General features: G+C 64.7%; 17 protein-coding genes. 8 read left to right on the top strand and 9 right to left on the bottom strand.

Annotated elements, in window-relative coordinates:
- Nucleotides 1-2: 2 nt before the first annotated feature.
- Together IHE39_RS02585 and IHE39_RS02580 are read left to right on the top strand one after the other, a co-directional pair.
- Nucleotides 3-1,244: an MFS transporter gene (locus tag IHE39_RS02585; protein ID WP_434781273.1), complete on the top strand. Its 1,242-nt coding sequence runs from the start codon at nucleotides 3-5 to the stop codon at nucleotides 1,242-1,244.
- Between the two features lie 186 nt (nucleotides 1,245-1,430).
- Complete coding sequence (locus IHE39_RS02580; RefSeq protein ID WP_192565412.1) at nucleotides 1,431-1,982, top strand: hypothetical protein; 552 nt, start codon at nucleotides 1,431-1,433, stop codon at nucleotides 1,980-1,982.
- Between the two features lie 16 nt (nucleotides 1,983-1,998).
- Here IHE39_RS02580 and IHE39_RS02575 read toward each other — a convergent pair whose 3' ends face one another.
- From IHE39_RS02575 to IHE39_RS02565, 3 genes are all read right to left on the bottom strand, one after another.
- A complete protein-coding gene (locus IHE39_RS02575) occupies nucleotides 1,999-2,430 on the bottom strand; it encodes a hypothetical protein (RefSeq protein ID WP_184769215.1) in 432 nt (143 codons plus the stop codon).
- Nucleotides 2,431-2,581: 151 nt separating this feature from the next.
- The gene (locus IHE39_RS02570) at nucleotides 2,582-3,010 is read right to left on the bottom strand and encodes a hypothetical protein (protein ID WP_192565411.1); all 429 of its coding nucleotides are present in this window, start codon (nucleotides 3,008-3,010) and stop codon (nucleotides 2,582-2,584) included.
- Between the two features lie 183 nt (nucleotides 3,011-3,193).
- Entirely contained in the window at nucleotides 3,194-3,829 is a 636-nt protein-coding gene (locus IHE39_RS02565) for an outer membrane protein (RefSeq protein WP_192565410.1), read from the bottom strand.
- Between the two features lie 443 nt (nucleotides 3,830-4,272).
- On the opposite strand from IHE39_RS02565, the gene IHE39_RS02560 reads away from it, so the two are divergent.
- The 6 genes from IHE39_RS02560 to IHE39_RS02535 all read left to right on the top strand — a co-directional run bounded on the left by IHE39_RS02560 (nucleotide 4,273) and on the right by IHE39_RS02535 (nucleotide 11,829).
- Nucleotides 4,273-5,400, top strand: coding sequence for an ROK family transcriptional regulator (locus IHE39_RS02560; RefSeq protein WP_192565409.1), 1,128 nt, complete (start codon nucleotides 4,273-4,275; stop codon nucleotides 5,398-5,400).
- 53 nt (nucleotides 5,401-5,453) lie between these two features.
- Complete coding sequence (locus IHE39_RS02555) at nucleotides 5,454-6,203, top strand: ABC transporter permease (protein ID WP_246470719.1); 750 nt, start codon at nucleotides 5,454-5,456, stop codon at nucleotides 6,201-6,203.
- The gene (locus tag IHE39_RS02550; RefSeq protein ID WP_192565408.1) at nucleotides 6,200-6,979 is read left to right on the top strand and encodes an ABC transporter ATP-binding protein; all 780 of its coding nucleotides are present in this window, start codon (nucleotides 6,200-6,202) and stop codon (nucleotides 6,977-6,979) included. The genes IHE39_RS02555 and IHE39_RS02550 overlap by 4 nt, the downstream gene beginning before the upstream one ends.
- 33 nt (nucleotides 6,980-7,012) lie before the next feature.
- Nucleotides 7,013-7,987, top strand: coding sequence for an aliphatic sulfonate ABC transporter substrate-binding protein (locus IHE39_RS02545; RefSeq protein ID WP_434781290.1), 975 nt, complete (start codon nucleotides 7,013-7,015; stop codon nucleotides 7,985-7,987).
- 69 nt (nucleotides 7,988-8,056) lie between these two features.
- Nucleotides 8,057-9,547, top strand: coding sequence for a sulfatase family protein (locus tag IHE39_RS02540; RefSeq protein ID WP_192565407.1), 1,491 nt, complete (start codon nucleotides 8,057-8,059; stop codon nucleotides 9,545-9,547).
- Nucleotides 9,548-9,876: 329 nt separating this feature from the next.
- Complete coding sequence (locus IHE39_RS02535) at nucleotides 9,877-11,829, top strand: AI-2E family transporter (protein ID WP_434781272.1); 1,953 nt, start codon at nucleotides 9,877-9,879, stop codon at nucleotides 11,827-11,829.
- A 72-nt stretch (nucleotides 11,830-11,901) separates the two neighbouring features.
- On the opposite strand, the gene IHE39_RS02530 is transcribed toward IHE39_RS02535, so the two are convergent.
- The 6 genes from IHE39_RS02530 to IHE39_RS02505 all read right to left on the bottom strand — a co-directional run bounded on the left by IHE39_RS02530 (nucleotide 11,902) and on the right by IHE39_RS02505 (nucleotide 19,193).
- A complete protein-coding gene (locus tag IHE39_RS02530) occupies nucleotides 11,902-14,640 on the bottom strand; it encodes a DUF2339 domain-containing protein (protein WP_192565406.1) in 2,739 nt (912 codons plus the stop codon).
- Nucleotides 14,641-14,666: 26 nt separating this feature from the next.
- Entirely contained in the window at nucleotides 14,667-15,185 is a 519-nt protein-coding gene (locus IHE39_RS02525) for a PaaI family thioesterase (protein WP_192565405.1), read from the bottom strand.
- On the bottom strand, nucleotides 15,182-15,958 hold the full coding sequence (gene recO, locus IHE39_RS02520; RefSeq protein ID WP_184769225.1) for a DNA repair protein RecO: 777 nt from the start codon (nucleotides 15,956-15,958) through the stop codon (nucleotides 15,182-15,184). The genes IHE39_RS02525 and recO overlap by 4 nt, the downstream gene beginning before the upstream one ends.
- Before the next feature lie 77 nt (nucleotides 15,959-16,035).
- Complete coding sequence (locus tag IHE39_RS02515; protein WP_192565404.1) at nucleotides 16,036-17,217, bottom strand: MFS transporter; 1,182 nt, start codon at nucleotides 17,215-17,217, stop codon at nucleotides 16,036-16,038.
- 147 nt (nucleotides 17,218-17,364) lie between these two features.
- A complete protein-coding gene (locus IHE39_RS02510) occupies nucleotides 17,365-17,685 on the bottom strand; it encodes an SH3 domain-containing protein (RefSeq protein WP_192565403.1) in 321 nt (106 codons plus the stop codon).
- A 149-nt stretch (nucleotides 17,686-17,834) separates the two neighbouring features.
- A complete protein-coding gene (locus IHE39_RS02505) occupies nucleotides 17,835-19,193 on the bottom strand; it encodes a PepSY-associated TM helix domain-containing protein (protein ID WP_192565402.1) in 1,359 nt (452 codons plus the stop codon).
- Nucleotides 19,194-19,246 lie beyond the last annotated feature (53 nt).

Genomic DNA, 19,246 nt, shown 5'->3' with positions numbered 1-19,246 from the left:
CGATGACGGCAGCGGCGGTGAACACTAGGTCGGGGTCGAAAATACCTTGGCTCATCATTATTTGTGGCTGCCTGATTGCGGCGCTGACCTTCGGCCCGCGCTCGGCGATGGGCTTCTTCCAGCTGCCGATGCTCGCCGAAAAGGGCTGGGACCGCACCACCTTCGGTCTCGCCATGGCGATCCAGAACCTGTGCTGGGGCCTCGGCCAACCGATCTTCGGCGCCATCGCCGACCGCTTCGGCAGTTGGCGCGTGCTGACACTAGGCGCCGTGCTCTATTCGGTCGGCCTCTATCTGATGGCCCATGCCGACAGTGCCGGCATGCTGCATCTCAGTGGCGGCGTGCTCGTCGGCCTCGGCGTTGCCGCCGGCTCGTTCAGCATCGTGCTCGCGGCCTTTGCCCGCAACACCAACCCGCAGAACCGCTCGATCGTGTTCGGCATCGGCACCGCCGCCGGTTCCGCCGGCATGTTCGTCTTCGCACCGATCAGTCAGGGGCTGATCGACGCATATGGCTGGTCCGACACGCTCGTATACATGTCGATCGCCATGCTGGTGATCCCGGTGCTGGCAATCCCGCTTGTCGGTAATTCGCGCTCCGGCAAGGTCTCGCAGGCCGAGATCGAGCAGACGCTCAGTCAGGCGCTGTCCGAGGCCTTTGCCCACAAGAGCTATCTCTTGCTGGTTTCTGGCTTCTTCGTCTGCGGCTTCCAGGTCGCCTTCATCACCGCCCATTTCCCTGCTTATATCAGGGACATCGGCATCGATGCGCGCTACGCCGTCATCGCGCTGGCGCTGATCGGCTTTTTCAACGTCATCGGCTCGCTCGCCTCCGGCGTCATCGGCCAGAAATATTCGAAGCCGCACTTCCTTGCCTGGATCTACATTGCCCGCTCGGTGCTGGTGACGGTGTTCCTGCTGGTGCCGCAGACACCGACCACCGTCGTCGTCTTCGCCATCATCATGGGCCTGCTGTGGCTGTCGACCGTGCCGCCGACCAACGGCCTCGTTGCCATCATGTTCGGCACCCGCCACCTCGGCATGCTTGGCGGCATTGTGTTCTTCTCGCACCAGATCGGTTCGTTCCTCGGCGTCTGGCTCGGCGGCTATCTCTACGACCATTTCGGGTCCTACAACCCGGTCTGGTGGCTCGGCGTGATCCTTGGCCTGTTCGCCGCGGTCGTCCACTGGCCGATCAAGGAACGCCCGGTCGCCCGGCCGGCGGTGCTGGCCCCGGCGGAGTGATCCGCCTGTTGGCCTGGCGAACCTGCCAGACCAAGTTGGCCAGGCCGGATCGGTCAGGCCAGATCGGTTCTGGAAAAGTCGCTGCCCTTGTAGAGCAGCTTCGCGCCCAGCGACCGGGCGCAGGCATAGGCAAAACAATCGCCGAAATTGAGGTCGGCCGGATGGCCGACCGCCTAGCCGTAGCGCATGCCGGTAGCGATGGCGAGCGAACCGACATCGCCTGAGATCGCCATGTCCTGCGCCAATCTCGACAATGAACTCGTCGACCAGTTCGCGAGCGCGCGAGAATACGGATGGCAGCAGTGTCAGGACGAGCCATCGGGCTCTCCAATTCAGGGCTTGAAAGGATTTTGGATTTCGAGTTCAGTGCGTACTATGCGCGGATTTATACTTGCACTAACCAGCCTCACCGCCCTGACAACTTCTGCCAGAGCAGATGGCTCGGCATATGTGATGTGCATGCGGCAAAATGCCCAGTACTATGGCGCTTATTGCTTTCCGCTGGATGCCATCGTCGAAGCGGTGATCGGTGTTTGCCGGCCAAAGGCTAAGGAATTTCTCTATGAAAACCCGAACTTATCATCCGGTGAGAAGGCTGTTCTGACCGAGAAATTCATCGACACAATGCGCTCCTCTACGTATCGCGAGATATTGGACTTCCGCATCGAGCAGAAAATCGACTGCGGCCAGTACAACAATGCGCTGGGCCCGGAAGGTGTAAAAGGCATTGCCAAGTGATTGATCTAGGTTCGACTTATGGCTGGGGGCAGTCGTCGACCAATGCCGTCGCTACGGGGACAGCGTCAGAAGTCCGATAGTTGTATTCGACCTCGCCACCCAGTTGCACGAATGCGTTGGTAGCAAACTGACCGCATATCATTGACTTCGTTTGCCACCCGACTTTCTCGACCAGTTGAGCCTTGGTGATCCCACCTGCCTCCAACATCGTGGTCAATTCAGCGTTCGACTGAGCCCAAACTGCATGAAAACTTAAGCGGCGCCCGAAGACTAAAGCGCTGTGCACAGTGACATTATCGCTGACCTGCATCGGCAGTGAACTGGCGAACTTCTGCTGGATTCTCACAGCAGCCTCGCAAATATTGTAGCCCCTTGCCGTAAGGCACTCGTCGGCAGCAGATGCCACCGTCATCGTAGCGAAGGCGCCGACCGCTACCAATAGCTTCATTAGCATATCACCGGGTTGGAACGACCATCCCAGTCGATATAGCAGTTCTTCGACTTGGGCGCAGCCATAAGAACAAACAGCCTAGAGCGAAAACCCAGACTGCCATGCATCCACGGCAATAACGCTGAATAGAGAGCCGAAGCGCTCACCCCTAGCGACAGTAGAAGCGGCGGCCACCCTCGCCGATGAAGGTGTTGCTGCGGCGGTCGTAGCCGTAGCGGCGGTGGCACGGGCCGCTCCACTGGTCGCGCTGTCGATCCCGGGAATTCTGCTCGGCCACCGATCCGGCAACGATGGCGCCGACGGCAAGGCCGAGGATGCCGAGGCCGATGGCGGCTTCGGTGTCCTTGTCGCGCTTGTGGCGGTCGCGGCGATCCTGTCTGTCGCGCCAGCGCTCGCACTGGCGGCGCTCGTAGCGATCGCGCGGCCAGTCGCAGTCGATGTCGTCATCGTCGTCCCAATAGCCGCCGCCGACCAGCAGCACCGGCTCGTTGCCGGTGCTGCTGCCGCGGGCCTGTGCCGGCAGGCTAATGAGCAGGCTGGCGGCAATCGCGCAGGCCAGGATCCGTGACACAGACATGAGACATCCTTTCCGGGCCATTGCCCGATCATCGAAAACAGGTCGATTGGGAGCTGAACCTGCCTTCGATGTGCTGGCACACCGTCGCCGGCGCGGCTCGCGTCCTCCTGGAGGACAGGGACGCAGCCAGCGCCTTGACGGGCAATCTCCTCCCGAGCGACGTGAGCGCCCGGAAAGTGCTGGTCAGAAGCCGTAGTTCAGGCCGAGCTTGACGCTATGGCTGGCAAGGTCTTCGCTGCGGCGGCCGCCGCCCTTTACCACCGCGTTCACGTCGCCATAGTTGACGTAGTTGTACTCGACGCGCCCTCTGAGGCCGCCATCGAAGGCCTGCTCGATACCGCCGCCGACCAGGTAGCCGCCTTCCCACTTGTCATCGGAAATGACGTTGCCCTTGCCCTTGAACTTGGCCATTGAGTAGCCGGCGGTGCCGTAGATCAGCGTGCGGTCGAGGGCGACGCCGGCGCGAACCTTGGCAGCACCGTTCCAGGTGCGCTGCAGCTCCGCACCGCCGCCGAGATTGTACTTGGAGCCCTTGGAGTAGCTGCCTTCGAGCTCGGCGCCGTATACCATCGAGCCGGACTGGAAGTTGGTGCCGACCTGGCCGCCGAGCTGCCAGCCGCTCTTGTCGGCAAACGGGTTTGGCAAGCCCGAGGAGGCCGAGCCGAGATGGATACCGGCATAGGTGCCAGACCAGTCATAGGCCTGATTGGAAAAATCCTGCGGCGCCTCATAGTTCTGGGCGATGTCAGCGGCCATTGCAGGCATAGCGAAAGGCGCGAGGCCAGCGAATACGACGAAAAACAGATTCCGCGTGGACATGTTAGTTCTTGCTCCGACATTTGCGTGGGGCTGCGAAGCAGAAGCCTCGCAGCCCATTGACGGGGCCTCGACGTGGCGGGAACGGGGGGAGAAACCCGCCGGCCAAGTCCCGTGCACCATATCATTGGTTGCGAGCGTAACTTGCCCCTTGTGCATTGCGGCAACATTGCATCGAGTATAATAAAATCAAATATTTAGCGGTAATCTTTCGGTAACCTTCATTAAGCCTTCCTTGCGCTGGCCTGCTGTCTGGCTCCGCCAATCTCGCCCCCCGCGCCACTCCCGGCCCTTGTCGGCATCGACCACAGCTGCCCTGCCCCACCGCTCCCGGTACGGTCCCTCAAGACGGCGGCAAGGAAGAGCTGAAATCCCGCCCGCTCAGAAACCGGTTGACTCGTCTTAATTAATTTCTAAAGTTTAGAAAATAATAAGGGAGGAACCGGATGGGCGTGCACCATGGCCATATCCTGCGCATCTTGCGCGACGAGGGGCCGCAATCACGGGCAGACCTGTCGCGCCGGTCGAAGCTGTCGGCGACAACACTTACCCATGTCACCGCCGCACTGCTGCGCGACGGCTCTATCCTCGAAGGCGACATCAACGGTCCCAACGGAGTGGTCGGACGACCGGCACAGGCGGTGAAGCTTGCGCCCGAGGCGCGCAGTGTTGCCGGGGTCCATATCGGTGCCGGCAATGTCCAGATCGCCATCACCGACCTCCTCGCCCGGCCCAAGGCCACCACGGCATTCGCGTTCGACATGGGGGCGGCCGATCCCGACGAAATCGTCGGCCAGGTTGCCCGCAAGGTCACCGAATTGGCTGCCGAGGTGCAGATCGAGACCAGCAAGCTGCTCGGTGTCGGCATCGGCGTGCCCGGCCCCGTCGATCCGGCGCGGCGCGCAGCCCTTGCCTCGCTCAATGTCGGCTGGCGCAACGTGCCGCTCGCTGACAAGCTCGAGGATGCGCTGAGGCTTCCGACAACCGTCGAGCACAATGTCAGCGCCATGGCGCTCGCCGAAAGCCGCTACGGCATCGGCAAGAACGTGCCGGCCCTGCTCTACATATATCTGCGTACCGGCCTCGGCGCCGGGCTGATGGTCGACGGTGCGCCGTTCAGGCCGGGCGGCCATGGCGCCGTCGAGCTCGGCCACATCCAGATAGCACCAGAAGGCAAGCGCTGCGCCTGCGGCAATGTCGGCTGCCTCGAAACCTTCGTCTGCGAACGCGCCTTGATGGATGCGGCCGGCCTTGAGGGCGTGGCGCCGGACGGCCTGCTCGGCCACGTCGAACGCAATTCCCAGGCCTGGGACGTGGTGCTGCGGCACCTGACCACGGCCCTGGCCAGCGCGGTCAACATACTGAGCCCGGACCTGATCGTCTTCGGCGGGCATCTCGGCGAGGCGCCGCAATCCCTGTTCGAGCGGCTGGAACGTGATCTGCCGCCCCGCATCATGCCGCACATGCGCGACATACTGAACCTCAAGCGCGCGACGTTCGGCGCGCAGTCCGGCGCCATCGGTGGCGCGGCCGTCGCGCTTGACCAATTCTTCTACTCGGGAGCACTCCATTGAGCGCCGCGCCTTCGACGGCCGGCGCTCCGGGTACGCGTTTTTCGCGCCTCGGATTGCACCTGCCCGGCCTCGCGCTCAACGCCGTGGCATTTCTCGCCGGCCTTGCCTTCTGGTGGGCCATCACGGCGGCCAAGCTCGTCGTCCTGCCCGGCCCGCACGAGGTCTTCGTGCGCGCCATCGAACTTGCCGTCAACGGCCAGCTGGCGCTCGACATCTTCTCCAGCCTCAAGCGCGTGCTCACCGGCTTCGTGCTCGGTGCGGCACTCGCCATCCCCGTCGGCTTTCTGATGGGCTGGTACAAGATCGCCCGTGCGCTGATCGAACCCTATGTCCAGTTCTTCCGCATGATCCCGCCGCTGGCGGTGATCCCGCTCGCCATCGTCACCATGGGCATCGACGAGGCGCCCAAGATCTTCGTCATCTTCCTCGCCTCGTTCCTGTCCTGCGTCGTTGCCACCTACCAGGGCGTCATCAGCGTCGACCGCACGCTGATCAATGCCGCCCGCGTGCTTGGCGCCAGGGACAGGGTGATCTTCCCGCGTGTCGTCATCCCCGCCTCCATCCCCTTCATTCTCGTCGGCGTGCGCATCGGCCTCGGTTCGGCCTGGGCGACGGTGGTGGCGGCCGAACTGATTGCGGCGCAATCGGGCCTCGGTTTCCGCATGCAACAAGCCCAGCTCTACTACGACCTGCCGACGATCTTCGTCAGCCTGATCACCATCGGCATTCTCGGGCTGGTGATGGACCGTCTGCTCCAGGCCGCCGAACGTCGCCTCACCAGTTGGCAGGAGCGCGCCCAATGACCCATTCCAAGCTCTCCTTTCGCAATGTCAGCCGCCGCTTCGGCGAAGGCGAGAAGTCGTTCCTGGCGCTCGACCGGCTCAACCTCGAGATCGCCGACGGCGAGTTCGTCACCGTCGTCGGCCCATCCGGCTGCGGCAAGTCGACGGCGATGAACATCGCCGCGGGCCTGATGGGTGTGTCGGACGGAGAGGTGCTGGTCGACGGCAAGCCGGTCAGTGGTCCGGGGCCGGAGCGCGGCGTCATCTTCCAGCAATACGCACTGTTTCCGTGGCTGAGCGTGCGCCAGAACGTCGAGTTCGGCCTGCGCATCAAGGGTCTGCCGGCAGCCGAACGACGCCGCATCTCAGATCACTTCATCGGCCTTGTCGGGCTGAGCGACTTCGCCGACGCGCTGCCCAAGACGCTTTCGGGCGGCATGAAGCAGCGCTGCGCCATTGCGCGTGCCTATGCCGTCGACCCGACAATGCTTTTGATGGACGAACCCTTCGGCGCGCTCGACGCCCTAACCAGGGTGCACATGCAGGACCAGTTGCTCGACACCTGGAGCCGCGAGCGCCGCACCGTCTTCTTTATCACCCACGACGTAGACGAGGCAGTCTATCTCGCCAACCGCGTCATCGTCATGGCTGCCCGTCCCGGGCGGCTGCACAAGATCATCCCAGTCGACCTGCCGGCCGAGCGCAACGAGGAGGTGCGCCTGTCCAAGGAATTTGCGGAGATCCGCAACCAGGTCTGGCACTCGGTCTACCACCAGAAGCCACTGATAGAAGCCTGACAAATCACAGGGAGGAACAACATGAAGATCAACCTGACAAGACGCGGCTTTCTCGCCGCGTCGGCAAGCGCGCTGGCAGCACCGACGGTGCTTTCATTCGGATCGGCCGCGCGCGCCGAGGCCAAGGCGGTGCGTGTCGGCTACATCGCCGACTATTTCGGCACCAGCCTGACCGCTATTGCCAGCGACCAGGACCTGTGGGCCAAGCATGGCCTCGAAGCCGAACTCAAGGTGTTCACCAACGGTCCGATCCAGGTCCAGGCGCTTGGTGCCGGCAGCCTCGATTTCGGCTATGTCGGCCCCGGTGCGCTGTGGCTGCCGGCCTCGGGCAAGGCCAAGATCGTCGCCATGAACGCGCTCGGCCTCTCCGACCGTGTCATCGCTCAGGCCGGCTTCAATTCTATGGCCGACCTCAAGGGCAAGAAGATCGGCGTTCCCGAGGGCACTTCCGGCGACATGCTGCTGCGCCTGGCCCTCGCCAAGGCCGGTATGCAACTCACCGACGTCGAGGTGGTCAAGATGGACCCCAGCACAGTGGTGTCGGCCTTCGCCTCCAAGCAGATCGACGGTGCCGGCATCTGGTACCCGCTCGTCGGCGTCATCAAGAAGACGGTTCCCGACCTGGTCGAAGTCGCCCAGAGCGCCGACTTCTTCCCGGCCAACTCTTTCCCTTCGGCTTTCGTCACACGAAACGAGGTTGCCGCGCAGGATCCGGACACGGTGAAGAAGATGATCGCCGTGCTGAAGGACGCCAACGACTTCCGCGCCGCCGACGTGCCACGTTCCGTCGAAATCACCGCCAAGTTCCTGGGCGTGCCGGCCGAGCCGCTGATCACCGAGAGCAATAACGGCAAGTACCTGACCAGCGCCGAGCTGATCGCCGCCACCAAGGACGGCAGCGTTGCCGGCTGGCTCAAGGGCCTCAACCAGCAGTTTGTCGCTTTCGGCAAGCTGAAGGACCCGCTCGATCCGAAAGACTACTACCTCGGCGATCTCTACGCCGGCTGATCGAGCCAACTTGCCTCGCCGCTTTGGCGGCGAGGCCTTTCCCGACAACTCCCATCCAAGCGTGATCCCATGAACGTTCTCTACATCGACATCGACAGCCTGCGCCGCGACCACCTCGGCTGCTACGGCTACCACCGCAACACCTCGCCCGTGATCGATGCGCTGGCAGCCGAAGGGATTCGGTTCGAGAACGTCTATGTCTCCGACGTGCCCTGCCACCCCTCGCGCACGGCGCTGTGGAGCGGCAGGCATGGGCTGCGCACCGGCGTCGTCGGTCACGGCGGCACGGCGTGCGAGCCGTTCAGGGAGGGTGCCGAGCGCGCTTGGGCCGGTACCTTCTATGAGGAAGGCTGGATGAAGGCGCTGCGCGACCTCGGCTACCACACCGCGACCATTTCGTCCTTCGGCGAGCGTCACGGCTGCTGGCACTGGTATGCCGGCTTCAACGAGATGTTCAACCCGGGCAAAGGCGGCATGGAGAACGCCGACGAGGTCGTGCCGGTGGCGATCGACTGGCTGCGCCGCAACGGCAAGGCGAAGAAGTGGTTCCTGCATGTCAACGTCTGGGATCCCCACACGCCCTATCGCGTGCCGGAAAGCTTCGGCGACCCGTTCGCCAACGACCCGATCCCGTCGTGGATGACACGCGAGGTTCTGGCCGAACAGACGAACGGTTTTGGGCCGCACAGCCCGATGGAGCCGCGCGGCTATGACGCCGACCCGTCCGGCTATGCGCGCATGCCGGTGCCGATCGACGATCTCGACAAGGCGAAGGCCTGGTTCGACGGCTACGACACCGGCGTCAAATATGCCGACGATCATGTCGGCATGCTCGTTAAGACACTGAAGGAACTCGGCCTGTTCGAAGATACCATCATCGTGATCGGCGCCGACCACGGCGAGAACATGGGCGAGTTGAACGTCTGGGCCGATCACCAGACCGCAGACGAATACACCTGCAACGTGCCGCTGGTCATGCGCTGGCCGGGTGCCGCCGACATGCGCGGCGTCAACGAAGGGCTGCACTATCATTTCGACTGGGCAGCGACGCTGATCGACAAGCTCGGCGGCAAGGTGCCCGATGTCTGGGACGGCAAGTCTTTCGCGCCGGCACTTTCGGCCGGCGAGCAGGGCGGGCGCGAGTTCCTCGTCCTGTCGCAGGGCGCCTGGGCGGTGCAGCGCGGCGTGCGTTTCCGCAGCGAGGACGCCGACTGGCTGATGCTGCGCACCTATCACGACGGCTACAAGGACCTGGAGCCTGTCGAACTCTACAACCTCACCTACGATCCGCACGAGCAGCACGACCTTGCCGACGCCAGGCCCGATATCGTCGCTCATGCGAGCAAGCTCTTGGAGGACTGGCGCTCCGAAACGCTCGCCAGAAGCGAGACCGACGTCGATCCGCTGGTGACCGTCATGCGCGAGGGTGGGCCCTATCACTGCAAGGGCGAGCTGACCGCCTATCTCGAACGCCTCAGGGCAACGGGCCGCGCCCACCACGCCGCCACGCTCGAAACCCGCCATCCCGCGCCGCAGGCAAAGACGGCAACGACACGATAGGGGTGTTTCATCGACGGTAGCGGCCGTCCTGTCTTCAGGACGGTATGCCCGACCGCCCTCGGCGCCGGCGTGAGCGATCGCGCCGGCACGCATTTGGTGCGATCCTGCAAACTTTACTGGGCTGCGGTGGCATTATTTGCGATCTGCCCACCGCCACGGCCACGCATGGCACCCTGAACCAAGCGACCACAGGCCATTGCCAAGGCCGACGTTCTGCGACGATCATGGTTCTGGACGGCATCTGCCGGCCTGTTGCGCTCCGCAAGCGGAACATGTGACGGTGGCAAGGCTGACATCGTCAGCCAGCAGTGCAGGCCAGGAGGCTTCAGGTGGTCGAGATCAGGAAAGACCGGGGCTTGGCAGGCCAGATTTCATTGCAGCCGGCTGCGAAGACCACATTGCCGCCCTTTGCCGCCACCGCGGCCATGGTCGCCATCCTCTATTTCGCGCGCGACGTACTGCTGCCGCTGGCAATCGCCATACTGCTCACCTTCGCGCTCGCGCCGATCGTCAGCTGGCTTCGTCGGCTCGGCGTGCCCAGGCTAGTTTCGGTCATCGCCTGCGTCATGGCCGCCTTTGGCATGGTCGCGGTATTCAGTTTCGTCGTAGCGTCGCAGATCGGCGAAGTTGCCCAGAACCTGCCGACCTATCAGTCCAACATCCTTGAGAAGGTGCGCTCGCTCAAGGAGACCGGCGGCGGCAACGGCATCATCGACAGGCTGAGCGGGGTCATCGAGCGCGTCGGACAAGAGATCGACAAGCCCGAAGGCGAAACAGTCGGGCCGAGGCAGCCATCGCAGCCGGACCCGCTGCTGGTCGAGATCTTCACGCCCCAGCGTCCGATAGAAACCCTGAAGAACCTGATCGCGCCGCTGATCGGCCCGCTTGCCACCGCCGGCCTGGTCATCGTGGTCGTCATCTTCATGCTGCTGGAGCGCGAGGACCTGCGCGACCGCTTCATTCGGCTGGTCGGCTATGGCGACCTGCATCGAACCACCGAAGCGCTTCAGGATGCCGGCCGCAGGGTCGGGCAGTATCTGCTGATGCAGTTGGTCGTGAACGTTGCCTATGGCGTGCCGATCGGCATCGGGCTCTGGTTGCTGGGCATACCGAACGCGGTGCTGTGGGGCCTGCTGGCGATCGTGCTGCGCTTCGTGCCCTATATCGGCCCGGCGATCGCGATGATCCTGCCGCTTTTCCTTGCCCTGGCGGTGGCGCCGGGCTGGTCGCTCGTCCTGTGGGCGGCGGCACTGTTCATCGCCATGGAACTCATCATCAACAACATCATCGAGCCATGGCTCTACGGCTCCCGGACGGGCCTTTCGCCGCTGGCCATCATTGTCGCCGCGATCTTCTGGACCTGGCTGTGGGGACCGGTCGGGCTGGTGCTGTCGACGCCGCTCACCGTCTGCCTCGTCGTGCTTGGCAAGCACGTTCCGCAGTTTGCATTCCTCGAGGTCCTGTTCGGCAACGAGCCGGTCCTCGATCCCAAGGAGCGCCTTTACCAGCGTCTGCTGGCCGGCGACCCGGAGGAGGCAACGGACCACGCCGAGGAGATGCTCGAGACCGAATACCTCGTCGACTTCTATGGCAGCGTGGCCGTTCCGGCATTGCTGCTCGGCGAACGCGACCGCGCGCGCGGCGCGCTGACCGACGAGCAGCGCCGGCGTGTTGCGGCAAGTGCTGCGACGCTGGTCGCCAACCTGAACGAGATCGCCAATGAAGAAGCGGAGGAAGAAGAAGACGTCGCTGCGGAAGATAGCGAGCCGGACGAAAGCCCGGAGGGCGACGAACTGCCGGACGGATCGGGAAAATCGGTGCTTTGCATAGGCGGGCGCGGCGATCTCGACGACGCCGCCGCCGCCATGCTCGCCCAGGTCCTGACAGTTCAGGGAGCCTCGGCGGCGACAGCGAGCCATACCGATGTCGATCCTGCCAACATCCGCAACCTGCCGCTCGGCACGTTCCAGACCGCGATCGTCGGCTTCCTCAACTCCGACTCGGTGAACCATGGCCGCTACGTCGTGCGCCGGCTCAAGCGAGCCGGAAAGAACCTGCGCGTCGGCATCGTTCTCTGGGCCGACGCGTCACCAGGCCGCGATGCCGGAAAACTCGCCACCGAGCTGAACGCCGACTTTGTCGCATACGACATGACGGCCGCAGCGGCAGGGGCGCTGTCGGACACGCCTGCGGTTCCCCTCAAGGCGCCGAAACGTATGGTCCGGCGCCAGCCTTCGCCCCGCGGCAAGCCGGCGGCAAAACCGAAGGCGCCAGCCGGCTGAAACCTGCAGTGCAGCACCTGTTGTGCTGTCACCATGCCTTCTCGGCCGGGTTGGCAACCGCGGCTTGCGGCGCTAGCGCGCCGCCCGCGTCAGCAGGCGCTGGTAGAACAGGCCGATGCCGATCAGCACGCCACCCAGGCCGATGAAGGACAGCGCGCGCAACACGCCTTCCAGTTCGGACATGTCGAACAGGAAGACCTTGGCCACGGCGACCGAGATCAATGCTGCCGAGGCGATGCGCAGCACCTGCGATTTCAGCGTCACACCGGCGACCAGCAGGCCGACGCCCATGGCCAGCCAAAGTGCCGAATAGCTGTAGGTCTCGACCTGCCCGAGCCCGGCCCACAGGCCGATATGCTCGCCCTGGAACAGCCGCCGGACCGACAGCGTCGCATAGGCGAAGGCCAGCAGTGCAGCGACCAGCGCCAGCATCGCCGAATACCATTGCGGCCGCTTGCCCCGGGCGTAATACGCCAGCGCCGCCGCTGCCGCCGCCGGCAGCAGATAGGCGAGGAACAGCAGGTTGAAGAACACGATGCCGCCGGTACTTTCGTTGGTGAACAGCGGGTTGAGCACCAGGAAGTGCTGGCCGACGATCGACAGCACCGACACCACGCCGATGCCGAGCGAACCGTAGCGCAGCACCGGGCTCGGCGAACGCATGTCGAGCGCCACCAGCATGGCGCCGCCGCCGAGTGCGATCAGCGTGTAGATCGCCTGTTCGGCCAGCGTCGGCACGTCGGAGGTGATGACGCCGCCATTCATCGCGTGGCGCACCAGCATCGCCAGCGTCAGCAGTGAAAACAGCGCTGCGACGGCCTCCATGACCAGACGCGGCCGCCCATTTGTGGTGCGGGCCAGCTGCCAGGCGGCAAGGCCGAAGGCAAGTGCCGGAATGCCATAGCCGGGCAGGAGCCAATTGAATACCGGAGTCTTGCCGAGCACGTCGGCGCCAACGATGGTCGGATCGAACGCTACCCGGATCAGCACCGCAACCGCTGCCGCGACGCTCAGCCAGCCGAGCACCGGATAGCTGCGCTGCCTCGTCGCCAGAGCCGGAACTGCCGCAGCCAAGCCAAGCAACACGGTGGTGAAGCCCGAGCCGAAGCCCATATGCAGGGCCAAAAGCAGCGCCACCCCTGCCCCGCCGAAGGCGAAGGATACGGCAGGGCCGCCGGTCAGCTGTGGCTGTTCGTTGCGGGCGATCCATTCACCACCGGCGACGAAGCCGGCGACAAGAACAACTGCAATGAGCGCGCGCAACAGATCGCGGTCGGGGTTGCCATAAGCGATCCAGAGTGAAAACAGCACCACCAGCGGCACCGCCACGCCCCAACCGGCCCAGGTGGCGGCACGCCAGGGTGCGGTCGTCACCTGTCGCTGCGCGCTCCACAAGCCCGCTCCGGCAAACACCAGTCCGAGCAACCAGCCGATGCGGGTCAGCGTCGAGCCGGCAACCTCGATCGGCAGCCCTTCGACAGTGAGCGCGCCGATCGGCAGATCGAGATCGAAGGTGCCGCCCAGTGCATTGCGCAGGTAGACCAGCACAGCGGCAAGGCCCGCTGCAAACAGCAGCGACACGGCCGCCGGACGGTAAAGCGCCACCGCCAGCATGCCGACCAAAAGGATGGTCCCGCGCAGTGGGCCGCCCAATGCGGCATAGGTCGGATGGATGAACAGCACCACCGATGTCATGGCGACGAAGAAGGCCGGCACCATCGACGGCCAGTCGAGTGAGGCCGGCTCGTCGTCGCGGCCGAGCCACAGCAGCGCCAAGGCCGCAAGCGTAACGGCGGAAATGAACAGCACCACCGCAAAACTCGCCAGCGGCGCGTCAGCGAGGTAGAGCAGCGTCCACAGGCCGGTGCCGATGAAGGCAGCACCCATCAGCAGCGACCACCTGCGGGTGCGGGCAACCCCCGCCGTCGCCACCAGCACGATGGCGAGGTAGCCGAACAGCGCCCAATAATTGGGCGCGGTCGATGCGACCAGCACCGGTGTCACCATCGAGCCGAGCAGGCCCAGGCCGGCCAGCGCCTGGCCATGGGCCAATGCGGCGGCAATGGTGGCGACGCCGACAATGCCCAAAAGCACGAAGGCCGGGCCGGCGCCGATGAAGCCATAGATGCCGTGCGCGGCATAGATGGTGCCGAACAGGGCGAACGCGCCCGCCGCCGTCAGGATCGCCGGGATGTAGGCGGTGGAGCCGTTCTGGATCGGCACACGGTAGCCGGTGCGGCGGATGAACTCACCGCCGCCGACCAGCACCAGCCCGAGCAGGGCGGCCATGCTGAGCCGCAAGCCAGGGCCGAAGAAGCCGGATTCGATGGAATAGCGGATCAAGAACACCGCGCCGAAGGCCAGCGCCAGACCACCGACCCACACCGCCCAGCGTGTGCCGAGCGCTGTCTCGATGTCGGGCGTCGCGCGCGCCGCAGCCTGTGCCGGCTCGGCTGCCGCTGGCGTAGCGCTCCACGGCCCCGACGCGGCTGCATCCGCCTCGGCATTCGCCGCCACGGGCAATTCTTCGACTGGCGCGGCCTCAGGCGTCGCTGACGTTTCTGCGACAGATTCCGCTGCGGTTGTCTGGTCGGCCAATTCTGCCGCCAGCGCCGCTGGCAAGGCTGCCTCGCTCACCGTCTCCGCCTTGACCTCCGCCGCTTTGGCGGTTGGCGCCGGCACGGCGCCTGACAGCACCAGGCTGCGCAGCGCGCCCAACTCGCGCTCGAGCAGGCCGAGCCGGCTCTGCTGCTTCGAAACGATGACGATCAGCGCGACGATGGCGATGACGCCCAACAGGCTCTCAAGCATGGCCGTTCCCCCTCAGATTGGCCGGCTCACCGCGCCGCCAGATTGGCGACGGGAAAGATCGAACATGTTTCGGTGCCGAAGGCGAGCAGCTTGCCGTCCTTGTCCTTCAGCGTCGCTTCCGACACGGCAAGCGTGCGGCCCTTGTGGATCACCCTGCCTTCGCAGACCACTTCGCCTGTTTTAGGCGTGATCGGCCGAGTCAGGTTGACCTTGAACTCGACGGTTGTGTAGGCCTCGCCCTTGTCCAGCGTGCTGTGCACGGCGCAACCCAGTGCCGAATCGAGCAAGGTCGCAGCCCAGCCGCCATGCACGGTGCCGAGTGGATTGAGATGGGGTTCGCCGGGCAAGCCACGAAACACCGCGCGTCCCGCTTCCACTTCGGTCAGGCCAAAATTCATCACTGCTGCGATCGGCGGCGCCGGGTAGAGCCCGTCGACGACACGCTGCAGCAATTGGGCGCCGGAATAGAGATGCACGTCCTCATGCGGAATGGTGCCCAGGCCAAGCGGAGACACGAGGCCGGGGAACAGTTCGACTTCGCTCATGCGGCAGTGTCTCCATGGGAAATCGCACGGGGGGAAATCGCTTGGGCAGCGTAGAATTTCCGCAGCGCCATCAACAGCCCGCTGCGCGCGTCCGGCACCTCGATGCCGCGCGGTTCGTAGACGTGGCGGGCGAAGAAGAAGCTCGACAGGCGAAAGGCATCTTCGATGGCTTTCAGGTCAGCACCCTGCCGCGCCCCGCGCTGCAGAAAGACGGGCAATGGCAGCAGCTTGTCGCGCCAAGGTTCGCCGGCTGTGCGCGACACCGCACGGCCCGATTTCGGCGAGACAAAGGTCAGCTCCTCATGCGCGCCGGTGGCGGCGCATTCGGTGAGATCGAGGCCGAAGCCGAGTTCTTCCAGCACCAGCAACTCGAACCGCACCACCAGTTCGCCAACGGCATCCGCCTGGCTTAAATGCTCGATCAGGATCGCCAAGGTCTCGTAAAGGGCGGCATGTGGGTCGCGCTCGGGCAAAAGCCTGAGATGGGCTGCCAGCGTCTGCAGCGCGTAGACGGCAATCGCGCTGTCGATCAGCCTCGCGGCATTGAGCTCGATCGGCTCGGCCTGGAAGGTGCCGAGATGTTCGTCGAGGCGCGCGCGCCAGATCAGGTCGACGCGGTTGCCCGCCTGCAGCAGCGGCTGCTGCTTGCGCGAGCGGCCGCCACGTACCAGGCCGAGATGGCGGCCATGGGCACGTGTCATCACCTCGAGCACGGCGGAGGTTTCGCCATGCTTTCGGGTGCCAAGGATGATTCCTTCGTCGCGCCACTCCATGGCCGGACCATCAGCCGGTTAGGCGGCGAAATCAAGAACTATGGCTGCCGCCAAGCTGGTGTCCCTGCCCAGCCGGCTCAGCGGTCCGGCAATGCCGGGATCAGCGCCAGCAGCAGCAACGCGCCGAGCACCAGAGCCGCCGCCACCGCGGCCAGCGGCAACAGGCCGAGTGTGATGAAGGGCGCAACCAGGGCCGTGCCGACAGCGGTCGTGCCGAGGATGGCGACGACGACGAGGGCAGCGCCGCGTGCATCATCGCCATGCGAGGCGACCACCGCGCGGTGGAAGCCGGGCGGGCCACGAAAGCCGAGGCCGAAGTTGAACGGCACGAACAGCGCCGTCACCACCAATGTGTTCGTCCCACCGGCCAGCGCGTAGCCCAGCATCGAAAGGCCTCCGAGCGCCGAAAGTGCCGTGCCGAACCAGATCATGCGCTCGGCGCCGAAACGCGCCGTCAGCCGGCCGGTGAGGTTGGCGGCAACGATGAAGGTCGCAATGCCGGTGAGTTGCATGACGATGAAGTCCTTGAGCCCTGCGCCAAGTGCCGCGACGAACACTGTCGGTGCTGCGAACACGATCACCAGCAGCGCGCCGAGCGTAAATGCGTGGCTCACCGCGTAACGCAGAAACACCGGATTGCGCAGCAGATGCGCATAACCACCGCTGCGGCGTCCGCTGACCACGCGCGGCAGGTGCCTCCCAAGTGCTGCCACCGCTGCGGCGAGCATCAGCGCCAGTACGGCGATGACCTCGAACGAGGCGTTCCAGCCGGCGACGGAGAGCAGCCAGACACCGGCGACGGGTGCCAGCGCCGGTGTCAGCGACTCGATGCTGCCCAACAGCCCGAGCTTGCCAATGGCGCGTTCGTCGCCATAGAGCGCGCGGATCATGCCCGGCGCAAACACCGCCGCCGCAGCGCCCGCCGCGCCCTGCAGAAAACGCAACGCGATCAGCATCTCGAGCGAGGTGCTGAGGCCAGCCAGCGCCGAGACAAGGCCATAGGCCACCAGCGAGCCGACCAGCAGGCGGCGCTGGTCGAAGCGCGCACCGAGCGAGCCGAAGGCGAGCAGGCCAAGGGCTGCTCCGGTCACGAACGCCGCCAGCACGAACTGCGCCCGCGCATAGGTGCCGCCCAACACCTCGGGCAGGCTCGGCACTGCCGGCAGCACGAGATCGGTGCCGGCGATGCCGAGCACCGTGCTGGTCACGATGAGTGCGAAAGCGATGCCTGCATGGCCGCCATGCTTGCCGGTGGTCATTGTCTTGCCAGTCTTGAGGTTGGGCCAGTCTCGAGGTTGGGCCAGTCTTGAATTGAGCGCTTTTTCGGGACGGCGTCAGTGCCCCAGGACCGGCCACGGGTCAAGCAAAGCCGGTTGGTCCAGTTATCCAGCCCTCGCCATGCCCTGTTACGGACAGTCGCTGTCGCGGACGAAACGCGCCTTGACCCAGCCCTTGGTGGTGCGGTCGCCATTGTAATGCGTTACCGGGCACCAGCGGCTCGCCCAGGGTTGGCTTGCCGGCCGGCAGGCGGCGTCGAGATGGATGATGCCGTGGGTCTGCGGCGGCAGCACGTCGACGATGCGGGCATTGGCCGACGGCCGCGCCCGCATGTTGAGCGCATCATTCCCAGCGACATTGACGACGACCAGGCACCCGGGTCCCGAGGTCGCCATCACCGGCGCAACGATGGCAAGCGTGAAAAATGCGGTCAGCGCGATCTTGAACATGGCCTGTCCCCCTCGCCGTTCCAGGCAGCGACGCGGACTTCCGCGCCAGCCCTATCACCGATGATAGCGGCCTTGGCCGACAGCGCCAAGACGATGGCCACGCACAGCAATGAAGTTGGCCGCCGCGTCGCCACGACGGCCTTTTCGGCTCAGGCGAGCTGTGGCCTGAACAGGCGCGTTGCCAGCCAGTCGAGGGCGAGCATGACCACGAGCGAGATGCCGACGAGCGGAAAGGCGATGCCGCCAATGGCGAGGATCGCGATCAACCCGCGAAACACCTTGGTATCATCGGGCAATGGCGGCACGCCGAGCGAACCGGCGGGACGGCGCTTCCACCACATCACGCCGGCCGAGACCGCCAGAAGCACGATGCCGATGCAGGCCGCGAGCATCACCAGCTGGTTGGCCAGCCCGAATTCCTGGCCCATATGCACCGAGATACCCCATTCCATCCACTTGCCGCCCAAACCGTAGTCGGCAAAGCCCATGTCGATCAGCGGCTTGCCGCTGTACTGGTCGAGATGGATCACCCGCTGCTCGGCCGCGTCGTCGGGATAGACCGAACCGGTGTAGACGCCTTCTGGCTTGCCCGGAATGGCGACCGCATAGCCGCGATGCAGCCCTAGCTCGTCGAAGGTCTCGACTGCCTTGTCCAGCCCGATCGGCGTGCCGGCAACGCCTGAGGATTCCGGCAGCTTGGCCTGCTCCAGCGACCACGACGTCTTGGAGACATGGTCGAGATGTTCGCCCGACATCGGTACGTCGACGCGCACGCCCGAGGGGTAGCCAAAGTTGCTACCGTTGGCCCATTCATTGACCTGCTCGCCCCAGACGCCCGACCAGGGCATGCCGGTGATCGCCAGGAAGGCGATGAAGAACCCGACGAACAGGCCGGTCACCGCATGCAGATCGCGCCAGAACATGCGGTTTTTCGGCTTGCCGCGTACGCTGACGACACCACCCTTCTTGCCGCGCGGCCACCACAGATAGATGCCGGTGCCGACCATCAGGATCGACCAGCCGCCGGCAAGCTCGATCAAAAGCCGCGCCGTGTCGCCGAAATATTTCAGGCTGTGCAGATAGCGGATGGTCCACATGATCGTGCCACGGTCGGGCAAGGCGCCCAGCACCTGCCCGCTATAGGGGTTCACATAGACGGCCAGCTTGCCGAAATCGGCGGTGGTGACAGTGATTTCGGCTGAGCTCTCAGGTGTTGCCGGGTCGAGATATTTCACCGCCGTGCCGGGATAGTTGGCCAAGGCCGCATCCACCATGACTTCCGGCGACACCTTGCTCAATTCGACGGCGACGCGCTTGAGGTCGGAATAGATGGCAGTGTCGATCTCGTCCTTGAAAAGATAGAGTGCGCCTGACACGGCGAGCGTGATCATGAAGGGCAGAACCATCAGGCCGGCATAGAAGTGCCAGCGCCAGACGGCGCGGTAAAGGTTGGACGCGGAGCGCGCAGCTACGGCGCTGCTCTCCCGTCCGAGGGTGATTTCAGACATTTTTGTCTCCAAAGGCGTGGAATGTCAGGCCGCGTGAACGGCCCTGATCGGTT

The sequence above is a fragment of the Aminobacter carboxidus genome (assembly GCF_014863355.1).
Taxonomy (GTDB): domain Bacteria; phylum Pseudomonadota; class Alphaproteobacteria; order Rhizobiales; family Rhizobiaceae; genus Aminobacter; species Aminobacter carboxidus.
Note: the sequence above shows the minus strand (reverse complement) of the source record. Positions and strands in the feature narration are given on the sequence as shown.